The organism is Clostridium nitrophenolicum (assembly GCF_055391695.1).
This window is the reverse complement of the sequence record NZ_AP042469.1, coordinates 3620648-3634572: the sequence shown is the minus strand read 5'-3', so window position 1 is coordinate 3634572 and position 13925 is coordinate 3620648. Positions and strand designations below refer to the sequence as shown.

Genomic DNA, 13925 nt, shown 5'->3' with positions numbered 1-13925 from the left:
GGATTTATGGATTCCATAAGTGATGAAGAGTTATTTGGAGAAGTTCAAAGAGGAAAAAAAGAGGCTATGGAGTTTATTGTACGCCGTTATTATAAAGACATTTTTAGATATATATACAGCAAGATAAATGATTATCATGCAGCACAGGATTTGTGCCAGGAGGTATTTTGTAAGGTTTATCAGAAGAGAGAGACCTATTCAACTGAATATTTCTTTAAGCCTTGGCTGTACAAAATTGCGTACAATTGTGTAATTGATTATACACGGTGTAAAACTTATACAAAAAGAAATGACTTTACTCCTTTAGATGAGAATATAAAAGAGAAAAACAACATAATTGAGTATAAGCTTTTTAATAATAATATAGATGATTTTGTGGAAGACCTTAGTGATGTTCAAAAGGAAGCAGTAAAATTAAGATTTTGTGACCAGTTATCCATTGAAGAGATTGCAGTTGTTACTGGTAATAATGTAAATACGATAAAAAGCAGATTATATCAAGGTATAAAGGTTATAAAAAATAGACTGAAAAATGTAAGGGGAGGTGGCTTAGATGAAGCAAAAGTTAAGTGATGATATTCTTAGCGATATAGATGATATAAATAGAGATGAGGAAATAACCTTAGAAGATATTGAAGATATTGAAGCTTTTCTTAAAACGCAGCCTCAGATTGAACCACCGGAAAGTCTTTTTAATGACATAATGGAGGCAGTACGGCTTAAGTATGAGGAAGAGGATATAACGTTAAAAGCAAATTGCAAAAAAGACATATATATAACCATAAAGAATTTGTTGCTTAATGTGAGACATCAAGTTTCACTTCTTGATAAAAGATTCTGGATAGCTTCATTTATCATATTATTTTTAGGGTATATATCCTTAAAAACCTCTGGAGATATTAGTATTATTTTATTAGGACCTGTTGTATCTGTATTTTCTATATATTATTTATATAGAGGGAGATATTATAATGTCTTTGAAATGGAAGCGGTATGTAAATATTCCATGTATGAGATTACACTTGCAAGGACTGTTATAATACTTATTTATAATATTGTTTTTGCTACTATTTTAGCAATTATTAATTATGTGATGTGGAACATTAATATATGGGCCTTTTTAATCTTAACATGGTTATCACCGCTATTAATGTCATATTATTTCACACTTTATTTCTTTTATAAAAAAGGAGTAATTCACAGTACCATAGCAAATGGGGTTACTTGGGTTTTATATGTTTCATCTTTTCAGTTTTTTTTGAAAGTTAGCCAGAGTAATCAATCCTATGCTTATGCGTCAGAATTATATAATAATACAATGTGGATTAATATAAATTCAGTTTTAATTTTAGTTTCAACAATCATGTTAGGTCTTTTATTTAAGAATATTAAAAAGATTTATGGATAAAAAAACACATACTCCATCTTCTACTAATAAAATGTTTTTCATATTTTAATTTCTATGGTGGTATGACGAGAGCGCCGGCTCTAAAGCACAAAAATATGATTTTAGGTATAAAGGTGAATAAACCACCCTACTCGTATAAGTATTTAAGTGTATATGAGGGTGGTTTATTTATTATAAAAAGTTGGAAAAATTTTTCATAATACTTGATTTTATATATCAGAGTGATATAATACTTATATATCACTCTGATATATAATGGAGGGGAAGTTAAATTGGCAAAAGTAAATAAAACTAAATATGCTATTTTAGGAGTTCTAAATCAAATGTCAGGTTCAGGATATGATATTAAAAAAGCCTGTGACTCTTCTATATCTTATTTTTGGAATGAAAACTATGGACATATATATCCAATGCTAAAGAAAATGGAAAGTGAAGAACTGATAACAAAACAAGTGGAGCAAAAAGAAGGGAAACCGACAAAAAATATATATTCTATTACAGAAAAGGGGAAGGAGGAACTAATAAAATGGCTTGTGCTTCCTGTAGAACATGACCCTGTTAGATCAGAATTTTTACTAAAAATATTTTTGTCAAAGGATATACCAGTTGAAAATGTTATTGAAAAAATTCTAAAAGAGAAAGAAGAATGTGAAGAGAATCTTAAAGAATATTTGAAAGTTGAAGAATTCCTGAAATCTAATGAAAGAAGTATTGATAAAAAAAATTTAGTATTATGGTTGAGCACACTTAATTTTGGAAAGTATGATGAGGAATCAAAGATAAAATGGTGTGAAGAAACCATAAAATCATTAGAAGCAATAAAAAACTTATAGAAATATACAAGAGGAATTTATGAAAATATGAGGATTTGTATTGTTAGTCATAAGTATCAAAAATAAAGGGATATATTTAGAAAATTCAAAGAATTTATGGGGGGATTTTAAATGAAAATTTTAGCTTTAAATGGAAGTCCAAGAGGAGAAAATGGAAATACAGAGGTTATCTTAAAACCATTTCTTAAGGGTGCAGAAGAAGCTGGTGCAGAGATTGAAACAGTATATCTTAAAGATAAAGATATAAAGCACTGTATAGGGTGTTTTACATGTTGGACAAAAACTCCAGGGAAGTGTATTCATAAAGATGATATGGAGGAATTGTTAGGTAAAATATCAGAAGCAGACATAATGGTTTATGCTACTCCTCTGTATTACTATACAGTTACAGGAATTATGAAAGATTTCATGGATCGTATGCTGCCATTAAACAATAAAGAAATAATTAAGGTTGGTGAAAATTACTCACATCCTAGACGTTTTAAAAGAGAAACACCTGTTAAGACTGTTCTAATTTCAAATTGCGGTTTTCCAGGTCATAATAATTTTTCAGGTTTAGTTGAGACTTTTAAAGTTATGACAAAAGGAAATTTAGCAGGTACTATTTTATGTACTGAAGGTGGACCGCTTCAAGCTATTAATGCTGATGAAAAATTGAAAAAATTGTATGCAGATTTCTTTTCAGCTTTAGAAAGTGCAGGAAAAGATATAGTAAAGGAAGGACACATAGGGGGTGAAACTCAAGCTGAGCTTGATAAAGAACGTATTGATCCTGAACTGTATATAAAAATAGCAAATGGAAGTTGGGAACAAATATAGAAAAGGAGATTAATCATGGAAAAATCAGGTGATAGAAATATAAAGAGTGAGCACTCCTTATTAAAAAATATATTTAATAAAGAATTTGTTATAAGTGCCATTATTCCTGTTGTAATATTTTCAGTGTTTAATAAGCTTGAAATGCCTTTTAGTGGAATAATACTATCTGGACTTTGGAGTATTGGTGTAGTTGTAATTAATTATATTAAAGAACACAGAATAAATGCACTGGCAGCATTATCAGGAATCTTCTCTGCAGTTGGATTAGTTGGAACTATAATTTCGAAAAACCCAACCTTTTATTTGGTATCGCCTATAGTACAGGATATTTTATATGCTTTAATTTTTTTGGGTTCTTTGCTTTTAGCATTTTCTATCTCTTTTCCTAGGTGGTACTGGAGATATAAATCGGTTAAAAATATTTAAATATGCTTTCATCCGCACATATAGATAAACCAACTCCATGATTGACTTATTCAAAATATTATAGTGATTTCTGCACAGACTAAAGTTAAGTAAAACTTAGTTAGGAGAGGTTACTATGGGTAGAAGAGGTATGGAAATTGAATCATTATATGGATTCACAACAGAAGAACTTAAGAAAATAAGAAATTCACATGAAGATGAATTTGCTAGAAATGTATTAACTGCTGTGATTATGCGCTACGAGGGTTTTAGTACCATAAAAATTGGCCGATTCTTATTAAAGTCTAAACAAACAGTTATAGACTATATAAAAAGATGGAATTCTAGGGGCTTAAAGGCATTAGAAAATCATCGTGGAGGTTCAGAGGGAACTTTTAGTGCTGAGATGTTGGATGATCTAATAAATACTGTATTACACACACGGCCTAATGATTTTGGATTTATAGGTAACGTATGGACCTGTCCTCTTCTTGTAGAGTACATTTATCAAAACTATGGCGAAAAGTACTCTAAGGAATATATAAGAATATTGTTAAAACGAAATAATCTTAGCTATAAAAGAGCGCAGCGCAAGCCGACTAAGGCTGATAAGGTTGAACAAAAAACCTTTTTAAAAAATGAAAACCCTTCTAATTTCTGTAGAAAACTCTTCTGAGTGTGTATTTTATGCCATGGATGAAACTGGTCTTAGGACGGAGTCTGATATTCGTAGAACGTGGAGTCTCGTAGGAATATCCCCTGTTTTAGAGAGCAACAATTGCCATGAAGGACTTAACCTAATAGGTGCTACTGAAATTACTAAAAACTTTGATACTGTCATAGATGCCTATTCGGCAAAACAAGTAATTACCTCTGAAGAAGTGAAATTGTTTCTTAAGCGACTACTTGATATCAATGTAGGTAAAAAAGTATATGTTCTATTAGATAATGCGGGATTTCATGTTAGTAAGGCTATGCAGGCTTTCGCCGAAACTCATAGAGGTGAGTTGTTTTTAATAAATACTCCTAGATATTCTCCTAAGCTAAATCCTCAGGAGAATATCTGGAATAAATTAAAAAATTGCATGTTTAGTGCAAGTGCATATTTTTCTATTGATGAACTTTTTGAGTCAATCAAAATGGTTTATCATCATTTTAATGAACAAAAGGATATGATTAAGTCCTTAGTTTACGCTAAAAATTACTATAAATAAGTCTAGCTTTGAGTTTGTTTATCTATATAGAGAAACAAACTAGAAAATTGACATATACGGTTGTATAAGTCAATTTTCGGCCATTTTCTATATATAGGTTAAGCTTCTGGGATGTAACTCCACATATTAGAAAATTATTTATTAGGTATCTAAATTCTCTTCTAATCCATCTGATTCCTCAACTATCGAGACATTATTTAAGTTAGATTTTCTGTTATCCAAAGTATTATGATTTGTATGTTTTGTAACCATATCCTCAGGTGGATTCATTAAAAAGCTTTCTAAAAAAATTCTACCTTCAGGGGAGTTGGCTACAGCATGATGCTCTCCATGAGTCACATAATAAACCCAGGAATAATCGCTGTGTATTACTTTATCTAAGTCTTCTTTATCAATTAAGGTCTTATCTTTTTTTATGCCGTGCTTATCTCTGAGTATGACAGCAATAGTTTCTGAGTCTACATCTTCGTAATCATTAATTACTGCATTTTGATTATATATTTCTATGTTACATCTTCTGTTGTCTAGAGTGTCTCCATTCAGATGTCTAATAGGAGTTTTAGTGTGTACACCTAAAATAAATGAATGTAAAGATTGTTTCTCTTTAATTTTCTTACCACCAGCAGAAGAATAAGCTAGGCTCTGCACCAGGTAGCTATTAAAATCTTTATTCCACTCTGGAAACCAAGGACCTTTATCTAATACCATTTTTAAATCATCAATATCTATTTTAGTATCAATAATTTTGCCATCTTTTTTTCTTAATTTTATATATGCAGTATCTCCTTTTACTTCATATTCGTTAGCTTTTACTTCATGTTTGTTATTTATAATAATCACCGCTTTCTTTTGTTGCTAGTATTATGTATATAATTTTTGTGTCAGCATTTTTTATTATACCACATATGTGAAATTTTTTTATAAAGTAAAGTGAGACGTGTTCTCTTTTACAGATATCAAATTTGAGTTCTTGATCTATCCGCAGATGCATGTACCAAGGGCAAGCCAACTTTCGGTATGACAACTCTTTATATAGAAGACTAGGTTTGAAAATTGACATTATGGAAAAATAATATAAAATAATAACTAAGATGGTTAAATACATAGTAATAATTTTATGTGATATTTTAATTAGAGATTAAACTAATGTAATTTAGAAATATATAAATTTTCTATAGAAGTAGGAGGGATAACTTTTGCTAGGACCTAAAATTAGAGAAATAAGACAGGAAAAAGAGTTAACATTGAATGAATTAGCTGATAAAACAGGATTAACAGCTAGTTACCTTTCACAAATTGAGCGTAATCTTATTGATCCTTCCATCTCATCGCTAAGGAAAATTTCTGTTGAGTTAGAAGTACCTATTTATACATTTTTAACTGATGAAAGGAAGCAAAATGTAGTTATTCAAGCAGATAAACGAAAAAAGCTTGAGCTTCCTAATTCCAGTATTGTATACGAATTTGTTACTCCTATGGCTTCAGATAAAGAAGTGAATTCTAAAATGGAGATTATATATTTTCAACTGGACCCCTGCAGCTGGAGCAATGATGAATTAATGATACATTCAGCAGATGAATGTATATTTATAATTGAAGGTACTGTTGAAGTATATCTATCAGAGGAAAAGCATACCTTAAATAAAGGCGATAGTATTTACATACAAGAGAATATTCCACATAGGTTTTATAATCCAACTTCCGAAAAAGTTATTGGTATAAGCAATATATGTCCACCAATATATTAGTTAAGAATTAAGAGTTAACAATTGCGGAGGATTTTCCTCTTAGTAACTCATATACTGGTACACCAAGTTCTTTACCTTTAATATCCCATAATGCTATATCTTATTGCAGATATTGCACTCATAATTACGGATCCTCTAAAATACATACTGCGATACATATACTGCCAGTGATGTTCTATTTGAAAGGGATCCTTTCCAAATTAAATAACCTTTTAATTTTTTTAGTACTTCTTCAGCAGCATCAAGAAATCCCCATACTCCTACTTCACCAATTCCTATAATTCCTTCATCTGTATTTGAACTAACAATTTTATATGGTATACTATAATAAAAAATTCCATTGGAGGTAATAAAATGAATAGGTTTATAAAAAACTTATCCGTAGTAATTTTAGGGGGCTCTTTATTAGCTACTCCTATAACTGTATTAGCAGCAGAGCCGCCTAAATATAACGATTGGATTATAAACCAAGCTACCCTAAACATTCGAGCTAAAGAAGCAGAAAAAGAACGTAAGCTTTGGGACTCTTATAGCGCTGACCAAAAATATAATAGAACCTATAAAAAATATGTTGATAAAATTGCTGAGTATAACAAAAAAATTACACTTCTAAGAGCAATGGTTGATGCAGATCCCAGCAAATTAATTAATGATGATGTAGATGCATTAAAATCTCAGATTTCTGAAATGAATAAAGAAATATCTGAAATTTCACTTGGAGAAAAATCTGGTAATAGCAAATTATATTTAGAGAAAAGTTGTACTCAATTAAGTACTGTAGCAGAAAAATTAGGATGGTACAGCTTTTATAAATGTGTTAAAGCTGGTGAAATAGAAGAAATTAAAAAAGCTACTACAGAATTGGATGATGCAATAAAAACTTTTACAGAATATTTTTCAAACTGTTATAATTATTCTTTTATAACACAAAATAACGGATTTAATGCTACAGAAGTAAATATGGCTAATTCAGATCTGTACGAATTTACGAAAAAATATACAGAGAATTTAATGAAATGCTATGATGATTTAGATTCAGCATATAAAGGTCTTGATAAAGGCAAAGTTCAATATGATTTATTGGAATCAGCAAATAAAAACATTACCAAACCTGGTTATTTCGATGGTTTTACTTCTAATCAAACCATTGTAAGTAAAATAGTGGTCGCAGCTAATTCTGCTAAAGAAGCTTATAATGCATTAGAAAGATATAACATTGATGTTATGACTGGAGATAAAGGCAGTGATAAAATTTTCAAAGAAAAATTCAGTACATTTAAAACAAAATTAGATGAATTAAAAGCTGAACTTACAAATTTAGAACAAAAGAATTCAACTCTTCAATACAAGGTAGATCAAGATGTGGAAGCAGCAAAGGCTGCAGAACGTCAATTTTTAGAAGATAAAGGCTTTAATTCTATGGAGGAATATGAAAAATTCTTAAAAGATCAGCAAAAATTAGTTACACAACAGCAAATAGCTGCCGAAACTGAAAAAATAAGTGCAGAAATAAAAAGACAAGAAGAAGAAAGAAAAGCTGAGATTGAAGCCGCTCATAAAAAGTGGCTAGATGAAAGAATTGATTTTGCTAAAGGACAAGCTAATCAAAATCATGATAAATCTTTCTATATGACTAAAGTTCAAAAAAACTTAAAAAGAGCGTATCTTAATAACACTTACCTTGGAACTATTTTAATGGAAAAACAATCTGAAGCTTATGATGCCATGTGGACTATTGCAAATAGTGGAAATGCTAACTTAAATTTATTACAGCAATTATACGACCAATATCCTAATGATTTTATTAATATAGTATTTTTTTATAAAATGAAATAAATTTTAATTAGATTATATATAAATTTATGTAAATTAAATGTATATAAGGTGGCAGTAGATAAATTTCTCCAATACGGTCATTATATATTTGTGGGTTTCATTTATGGAGGCAAGGCTCATTGCCTCCATAAATGAAGAATATATTCTTTAACTCAACTACCAATTATTAGTTTAATTTATTGATATTTTTTTCTGTTAGTATATTATTGATATAAGGATAAACCTCCATTAAATTTATTCTAGTTTCTCTACTTCTCTTCAATTAATATAACATCCTCTTATTTTTTTAGCATCTCTGCAATTTCGTATATTTCACTTCATCGAAACCTTCCATGTTAATTTTATCAGGATTAAATTTTGCCATTCTTAAAATCATTTCTAAAGGTAATTGTCGTTCTTTACCTCTTTTTAAATTTTTATTTATACATATCTGCGTTGGTGTTAAAAACACTATAGCTGTAGTTTTACAACCAATTTCTTTTGCCACATCTTGACGATTAAAAACTTTAGCCTGTTCCATAAGCGCCTTTGTAGAATTTATGTGAACTTCATATTTTTTAACATCAACTTCAAAAATGCCTATACCTAGATCCTTGCAAGGCTTACTTCCGTTACAAGTTAAACATGGTAACTGTTTTGCAAAGGTACATTTTCCTTGCAAAAGCATTAAGAGTACTTTACATCCAAGATTGACCATAAGACTTTTTGTTTAATTTAGGCCTATCTTCGGGAAGAATAAGCATTTAAAGAATGATAAATTATTGCATTTACACACAATTAAATAAGTATAACTTAATTTTTTAATAAATAATTAAAAATGGTTGAATTTGCCTTTAATGTGTAATAGAATAGTTAATAAGAAGTAAATTAATAAATACTTAAAAAATTAATAAATAATTATTTATTTGGGGAGGGGAGCATATTGGCTGTAAATGTAAAACGTTGTGAAAATATTGTTGCCCAAGATGATGAAGTAGTTGGGGCTGCTTGTAGAGTACCTTATTATCCACTAGTTGTAAAATGTGGACGAGGGGCGATAATTGAAGATGCTGATGGAAATGAATATATAGATATGCTATCTAGTGCAGCAGCAACTAATGTGGGACATTCACATCCTAAGGTTGTAGATGCAATTATAGAGCAGGCAAGAGAAGTTATTCACTATACACCAGTCTACACATACCATGAACCTTTAGTTAAATTGGCAAAAGGGCTAACAGAAATTACACCGGGAAACTTCAAAAAGAAAGTAGTATTTGGTCTTACAGGATCAGATTCAAATGATGGAATGATTAAATTAGCCAGAGCTTATACAGGAAGAAGTAAAATAATTTCTTTTATAGGTGCTTATCATGGCTCCACATACGGTTCAATTTCACTTTCTGCTATAAGTTTAAATATGCGCAGAAAAATTGGACCGCTAGTCCCAGATATTTATCATATAAACTATCCTCATTGTTATCGCTGTAAGTTTGGTAAAAAGGAAGAAAGCTGCAACTTAGAATGCCTTCAAGATTTTGAAGATAAATTTAAGAGTTACTTACCACCGGAAGAAGTAGCTGCAGTAATAATGGAGCCTATACAGGGAGATGCAGGACTTATTGTGCCTCCACAAAAGTATGTTAAAAAACTATATGATTTGTGCAAGAAACATAGAATTTTATTTGCTGTTGATGAGGTACAGCAGGGCTTTGGAAGAACAGGCAAATGGTTTGGTATAGAAAACTTTGGAATTGAGCCAGACATAATAGTTATGGGAAAATCAATAGCCTCTGGTATGCCGATTAGTGCAATAGTTGCAAGAGCGGAGATTATGGATGCAGTAGGACCTCCTGCACATACCTTTACAACTATGGCAAACCCTATATGCTGCAAAGCTGCCCTTGCTACAATTAATGTAATAAAAGAAGAAAAGCTTCTAGAACATTCTAAAAATCTAGGTGAATATACCAAAGAATGTTTTAATAAAATGAAGGATAAATATTCCCTAATCGGAGATGTCAGAGGCATAGGAATGAATATAGGTGTTGACCTAGTTAAAGATAGAGATACAAAAGAAAGAGCACAAGAAGCTGCGGCAAAAATTTGCTATAGATGCTGGGAAAAGGGAGTATTGCTTACCTTTTTTGCAAACAATGTATTACGTGTTCAACCGCCACTTGTGATAACTAAAGAGCAAATTGATAAAGCACTTGATGTTATTGAGGCTTCAATAGTGGAATACTTAAGGGGGGACATTCCAGACGAAGTGCTTAAGGTAGCTAAGGGATGGTAGATAAAGAATGCTAGGAATTGCACCTAGCATTTTTATTTCACACAAGTTTGTTAAATCTAACGGAGCCAATCAGGATTACCTGGTACGAAAGGTTTATTACCATACTTTTTCCTGAATTCACCAAGAACATTTGCTACAAGCTCAGGGTTATCTTTAAAAGTATCTATATCTTTTATAACCTCCATGCTCTGACTGAAAGGACAACTTGATATACACATACCACAATCAGTGCCGGTGTATGTCCACTTAATGTAACAAGTTTCTTGTTCTGTTTTCCAATTGAAATTATCATTAGATTCTTTTTTAGTTTCAGTTGATATAGAATGGGAAGGACAGATTAATGCACAATTTTTACATAGTTCACAAAAGTCTTCAAGACCAAAGGATACAGGTTCATCTACTTCAAGTTCTAAATTTGTAGTTACAACTCCTAGTCTAAGTCTAGAACCAAGTTCTTTATTTGTAAGCATGCTGTTTCTTCCTATTTCCCCAAGTCCAGCATCTTTAGCTACTAAAACAGGCATAAGTAAATAGTTTGCATCCATATGATTTCTGGCATCATAGCCTAAACTTCTTATGTAATAGCTAAGGACCATACCTATTACAGCTGCATCTACATAGCATTTAGAGGTTTCTATAACCTCCGCAATCATAGGCCCTCTGTTTATCATATTTTTATCCATTTCAACTGCAAAAACTATGCCATATTTATGGTCCGATTTCACTTCTTCACCATAAACTTCAGCATGTCTACCTCTATGAGTGTAAAAATGATAATCTTTAAGCTCTGTAATCCCCACTAATTTTGCTCCATAGTGTTTAGCAAAACCTTTTATTCTTTTAGTTATGATTTTTTTATTACCTTCAACTTTTACTGGACTAACATTACCTTCACACAGGTGCCTTATATCACCTAGAAAATCAAAGGCACAGCTGGCCATAGGAGAGTTTAATGGGCTGTAAGTCATAGTGTCTTCATCGCAGAGGCGAGGTCTAGTTCTTATGCTGTCATCAACAGCTTTTTTATCAGGATTTCTTTTATAGTAATCTTCATAAACATCAGTACCTTTTTGATAATTTGCTCTAGAAAACATTACATCTCTTTCGTCAACTCTTTTCATTTGCATACCCCCAAAAACAATTGAATTTCATGTTTTTAGTATACTATCAAAATAATGAGGTTGCTATATATTTCAATTTTTTTGTTAAATTAGTAGTAAACTTAACCTAATGTGAATAATTTATCCATATTACCAAAGTGGGGGATATATGGCATTTGCCTACAGACAACAGGTATGATAAGTTATAATCAGTTGTATTAATGGAAAATAGTGTTATTAATACAGTTAGAGAATAATTAGTATTATATTAATATATCAAAATTTAGTAATGATTATAAAAGCTCCAGTAATAGGCTTATAAAAAAACAATTTTAGATAGTTTGGAGGGTTTTAAATGAATTACATTAAAGATTGTGAGATTTACACTGAAAGACTTTACATGAGAAAGTTAAAAGATGAGGATTTAAATAATTATTATGAAATTATGAAAAAAGATGAAGTAGGTAAATGGCTTGGAACTTCCAGAGGAAAAACCTATGAGGAGACAAAGCTATTAATTGATAAATTCTCAAAGCAGTGGGAAGAAAAAGGTTATGGAGTATGGGCGGTGATAGATAAAAAGTCAGGGGAATTGCTAGGACATTGTGGCTTGAACTTTCTTGAGGAAACCTCAGAGGTTGAAATATTATATGCTTTTGATCCTAAGTTTTGGAATCATGGTTATGCAACAGAATCTGCAAGAGTGGCTCTTGAATATGCATTTGAAAAAGCAAAGTTAGATAGGATAATCGCCTTAGCAAAGCCTCTTAATATAAAATCAAGTAATGTTATAGAAAAAATTGGACTTAAATTTGTTGGAATTAAAGAATACTTTGGATTGCAATTAAAATACTATGAAATATTTAATAATAAGATAAGTCATTAAGAGTAAGTGTACTCTACTATTGAAATGGTAAAGAAGGGTAAAGTTATGAGTAGAAAAAAACTTAAAGTTATTGGAATAATATTAGGCTGTATAGCTGTTTTATTAGCAGGGATATTTATATATGAATATAATAAGTGGCCTATAGCTATACATGAAGCTAAACCTTATAAATCTAGTGGAAATGTAGTTTTAGATAAAAAGTTGACTAAACTAGAAGTAAAAGCAGATGTAGAAAAGATGATAAAAACAATAGAAAGTACACATCCAATTTTTTTAGAAGGAGAAACAGAAAAATATAAGAAAGCAAAGGAAAGATTTTTAAAAGAAACTGATAAGGATATGACCACAGCTGAGTTTCAACTTTCTGTTAGTAGATATTTATCATCAATACAAGATGGACATACCAGAGTTTGGTTTGAAGAGGATCAATACTTAAATATTAATTGGAGATATTTAAAAGGCAATTTGGTTTTACTTGATAAAAATAATAAACCAACAAATAAAATAGTAAAAAAAATCAATGGTGTAGAAATAAATAAGGTTATGGATACAATTAAAGATCTATTTCCAGCAGAAAATTATGCAGCTGAAATTATTAATAATTCTACCTATTCAAAGGGAAAGATGGTGCTTACCAATTTCGGTGTTGATTGTTCAAAGGATATGCTCGTAACAGTAAAAAGTGAAGCAGGAGAAGAAAATATTAAAGTAGAATTTGACATAAATAATAGCTATCAAAATGTAAATCGTGAAATTTCAAGTAAAAAAATTAATGATAAAACAATATATGTAAAATTAGGTATTTGTGAGGTTAATGAGAACTTAAATAAAGCTGTAGCAGACTTAAAAGAGGGTATTAGCAATAATGTAAAAAATGTTATAGTAGATGTTAGGGACAATCCAGGAGGAAACTCACAGGCTTGCGATATGATACTGGATGCGCTTAAAATAAAGCCAGGACATTTTGGAGCTATAATAAGATTTTCTCCATTAGCACAAGAAAGGTACGGATATTTAAGGAAAAGTGGATATATAATGCATGATAGAAGCAATGAGGTTGTAAAAAATAAAGATATAAACTTATTTATTATTACAAATGAAGAAACATTTAGTTCAGCTCAATGGCTAGCCACATTAGTCAAAGACGGAAATTTAGGCACTATAGTTGGACAACCAAGCAGTAATATGCCTTCTTCATTTGGGGACGTATTAGAATTTCAACTGGATAAGTCCAAATTAGAAGTTCAAATTTCATACAAAAAGTGGACTAGACCAGATAAAAGCAAGGATAGTGAAAGAGTATTAAAACCAGACATTGAGATAGAATATCCAGAAGACCCGTTAGATAAAGTTTTAAAATTAATAGGTGTGTAAATAATAAACTACCTGCTTCTATTAAAG

At 30.6% G+C, this 13925-nt stretch carries 16 protein-coding genes; 12 read left to right on the top strand and 4 right to left on the bottom strand.

The features are described 5' to 3' along the window. Positions 1-6: 6 nt before the first annotated feature. The 7 genes from ACZ5N4_RS17350 to ACZ5N4_RS17320 all read left to right on the top strand — a co-directional run bounded on the left by ACZ5N4_RS17350 (position 7) and on the right by ACZ5N4_RS17320 (position 4679). Positions 7-573 carry an RNA polymerase sigma factor gene (locus ACZ5N4_RS17350; RefSeq protein WP_464203756.1) on the top strand — a complete coding sequence of 189 codons (567 nt, stop codon included), beginning with the start codon at positions 7-9 and terminating at the stop codon, positions 571-573. Beyond that, positions 554-1408: a hypothetical protein gene (locus ACZ5N4_RS17345; protein ID WP_464203755.1), complete on the top strand. Its 855-nt coding sequence runs from the start codon at positions 554-556 to the stop codon at positions 1406-1408. Before ACZ5N4_RS17350 ends, ACZ5N4_RS17345 begins: the two co-directional genes overlap by 20 nt. Before the next feature lie 272 nt (positions 1409-1680). Then, complete coding sequence (locus tag ACZ5N4_RS17340; RefSeq protein ID WP_464203754.1) at positions 1681-2241, top strand: PadR family transcriptional regulator; 561 nt, start codon at positions 1681-1683, stop codon at positions 2239-2241. Positions 2242-2352: 111 nt separating this feature from the next. Next, on the top strand, positions 2353-3060 hold the full coding sequence (locus tag ACZ5N4_RS17335; RefSeq protein WP_464203753.1) for a flavodoxin family protein: 708 nt from the start codon (positions 2353-2355) through the stop codon (positions 3058-3060). Positions 3061-3075: 15 nt separating this feature from the next. After that, complete coding sequence (locus ACZ5N4_RS17330; RefSeq protein ID WP_464203752.1) at positions 3076-3486, top strand: VC0807 family protein; 411 nt, start codon at positions 3076-3078, stop codon at positions 3484-3486. 115 nt (positions 3487-3601) lie between these two features. Beyond that, complete coding sequence (locus ACZ5N4_RS17325) at positions 3602-4141, top strand: helix-turn-helix domain-containing protein (protein WP_464203245.1); 540 nt, start codon at positions 3602-3604, stop codon at positions 4139-4141. Beyond that, positions 4104-4679 (top strand): transposase, encoded by a 576-nt coding sequence (locus ACZ5N4_RS17320; protein WP_464203244.1) that lies wholly within the window; start codon positions 4104-4106, stop codon positions 4677-4679. Before ACZ5N4_RS17325 ends, ACZ5N4_RS17320 begins: the two co-directional genes overlap by 38 nt. A 141-nt stretch (positions 4680-4820) precedes the next feature. Here the strand turns inward: ACZ5N4_RS17320 and ACZ5N4_RS17315 are convergent, their stop codons facing one another. After that, on the bottom strand, positions 4821-5519 hold the full coding sequence (locus tag ACZ5N4_RS17315; RefSeq protein WP_464203751.1) for a hypothetical protein: 699 nt from the start codon (positions 5517-5519) through the stop codon (positions 4821-4823). A gap of 356 nt (positions 5520-5875) precedes the next feature. On the opposite strand from ACZ5N4_RS17315, the gene ACZ5N4_RS17310 reads away from it, so the two are divergent. Continuing rightward, on the top strand, positions 5876-6427 hold the full coding sequence (locus tag ACZ5N4_RS17310) for a helix-turn-helix domain-containing protein (protein ID WP_464203750.1): 552 nt from the start codon (positions 5876-5878) through the stop codon (positions 6425-6427). Between the two features lie 7 nt (positions 6428-6434). Here ACZ5N4_RS17310 and ACZ5N4_RS17305 read toward each other — a convergent pair whose 3' ends face one another. After that, positions 6435-6509, bottom strand: coding sequence for a hypothetical protein (locus ACZ5N4_RS17305; protein WP_464210997.1), 75 nt, complete (start codon positions 6507-6509; stop codon positions 6435-6437). A 272-nt stretch (positions 6510-6781) separates the two neighbouring features. Here ACZ5N4_RS17305 and ACZ5N4_RS17300 point away from each other — a divergent pair, with 272 nt between their 5' ends. Next, positions 6782-8263: a hypothetical protein gene (locus ACZ5N4_RS17300; protein WP_464203749.1), complete on the top strand. Its 1482-nt coding sequence runs from the start codon at positions 6782-6784 to the stop codon at positions 8261-8263. A gap of 286 nt (positions 8264-8549) precedes the next feature. On the opposite strand, the gene ACZ5N4_RS17295 is transcribed toward ACZ5N4_RS17300, so the two are convergent. Then, positions 8550-8960 carry a hypothetical protein gene (locus ACZ5N4_RS17295; protein ID WP_464203748.1) on the bottom strand — a complete coding sequence of 137 codons (411 nt, stop codon included), beginning with the start codon at positions 8958-8960 and terminating at the stop codon, positions 8550-8552. Between the two features lie 225 nt (positions 8961-9185). On the opposite strand from ACZ5N4_RS17295, the gene ACZ5N4_RS17290 reads away from it, so the two are divergent. After that, positions 9186-10538 (top strand): aspartate aminotransferase family protein, encoded by a 1353-nt coding sequence (locus ACZ5N4_RS17290; RefSeq protein ID WP_464203747.1) that lies wholly within the window; start codon positions 9186-9188, stop codon positions 10536-10538. A gap of 56 nt (positions 10539-10594) precedes the next feature. Here the strand turns inward: ACZ5N4_RS17290 and ACZ5N4_RS17285 are convergent, their stop codons facing one another. Continuing rightward, positions 10595-11659 (bottom strand): 4Fe-4S dicluster domain-containing protein, encoded by a 1065-nt coding sequence (locus ACZ5N4_RS17285; RefSeq protein ID WP_464203746.1) that lies wholly within the window; start codon positions 11657-11659, stop codon positions 10595-10597. Between the two features lie 334 nt (positions 11660-11993). Between ACZ5N4_RS17285 and ACZ5N4_RS17280 the strand changes: the two genes are divergently transcribed. Beyond that, a complete protein-coding gene (locus ACZ5N4_RS17280) occupies positions 11994-12524 on the top strand; it encodes a GNAT family N-acetyltransferase (protein WP_464203745.1) in 531 nt (176 codons plus the stop codon). 45 nt (positions 12525-12569) lie between these two features. Beyond that, entirely contained in the window at positions 12570-13898 is a 1329-nt protein-coding gene (locus ACZ5N4_RS17275; protein WP_464203744.1) for a S41 family peptidase, read from the top strand. Positions 13899-13925: the final 27 nt, after the last annotated feature.

What these genes read in the sequence shown, in the direction of transcription:
- ACZ5N4_RS17345 (WP_464203755.1), top strand. Translation starts at nt 554, where the DNA reads ATGAAGCAAAAGTTAAGTGATGATATTCTTAGCGATATAGATGATATA.
- ACZ5N4_RS17320 (WP_464203244.1), top strand. Translation starts at nt 4,104, where the DNA reads ATGAAAACCCTTCTAATTTCTGTAGAAAACTCTTCTGAGTGTGTATTT.
- ACZ5N4_RS17300 (WP_464203749.1), top strand. Translation starts at nt 6,782, where the DNA reads ATGAATAGGTTTATAAAAAACTTATCCGTAGTAATTTTAGGGGGCTCT.
- ACZ5N4_RS17285 (WP_464203746.1), bottom strand. Translation starts at nt 11,659, where the DNA reads ATGAAAAGAGTTGACGAAAGAGATGTAATGTTTTCTAGAGCAAATTAT.
- ACZ5N4_RS17275 (WP_464203744.1), top strand. Translation starts at nt 12,570, where the DNA reads ATGAGTAGAAAAAAACTTAAAGTTATTGGAATAATATTAGGCTGTATA.
- ACZ5N4_RS17350 (WP_464203756.1), top strand. Translation starts at nt 7, where the DNA reads ATGGATTCCATAAGTGATGAAGAGTTATTTGGAGAAGTTCAAAGAGGA.
- ACZ5N4_RS17325 (WP_464203245.1), top strand. Translation starts at nt 3,602, where the DNA reads ATGGGTAGAAGAGGTATGGAAATTGAATCATTATATGGATTCACAACA.
- ACZ5N4_RS17280 (WP_464203745.1), top strand. Translation starts at nt 11,994, where the DNA reads ATGAATTACATTAAAGATTGTGAGATTTACACTGAAAGACTTTACATG.
- ACZ5N4_RS17295 (WP_464203748.1), bottom strand. Translation starts at nt 8,960, where the DNA reads ATGGTCAATCTTGGATGTAAAGTACTCTTAATGCTTTTGCAAGGAAAA.
- ACZ5N4_RS17330 (WP_464203752.1), top strand. Translation starts at nt 3,076, where the DNA reads ATGGAAAAATCAGGTGATAGAAATATAAAGAGTGAGCACTCCTTATTA.
- ACZ5N4_RS17335 (WP_464203753.1), top strand. Translation starts at nt 2,353, where the DNA reads ATGAAAATTTTAGCTTTAAATGGAAGTCCAAGAGGAGAAAATGGAAAT.